We start from the raw sequence: 353 nt of genomic DNA, 5'->3' as shown, positions 1-353 counted from the left end.
CCTTGGCTTGCGAGCCCTTGCCGGGGGGCGCCTTGCCCTCGGCTGTCTTGCCCTCGGGCCGCTTCTCCTCGGCGGAAGCGGCGGCCTCCTCCTCCTCTTCGGCCTCGGCCTCCTCCTGGGCGCTGTCGTCGAGATTGGCGACCAGCGTCAGCGCGCTTTCGGCCACCTGCTGCCGCTGCTCGTCGTCCATGACGCCGCGCATGCGGTCCTGCTCGCCGAGCAGCAGCGCGGGGATCGCGACCTGGTCGTAGAACTGGAACAGGTATTTTTCCTCCAGAATCTCCTCGGCATGGTCGGTCGCCTCGTCCGGATCGCCGGCCAACAGGCGCTGGTAGAGCCTGGCATGCGGCTCC

General features: G+C 69.1%; 1 pseudogene. It reads right to left on the bottom strand.

Features of this window, described 5'->3' with window-relative positions:
* Window positions 1-353, bottom strand: a pseudogene (locus EN851_RS34665) (AI-2E family transporter); the annotation flags it as partial.

Origin of the sequence: Mesorhizobium sp. M8A.F.Ca.ET.208.01.1.1 (assembly GCF_004791315.1) — a bacterium.
GTDB lineage: Bacteria > Pseudomonadota > Alphaproteobacteria > Rhizobiales > Rhizobiaceae > Mesorhizobium.
Note: the sequence above shows the minus strand (reverse complement) of the source record. Positions and strands in the feature narration are given on the sequence as shown.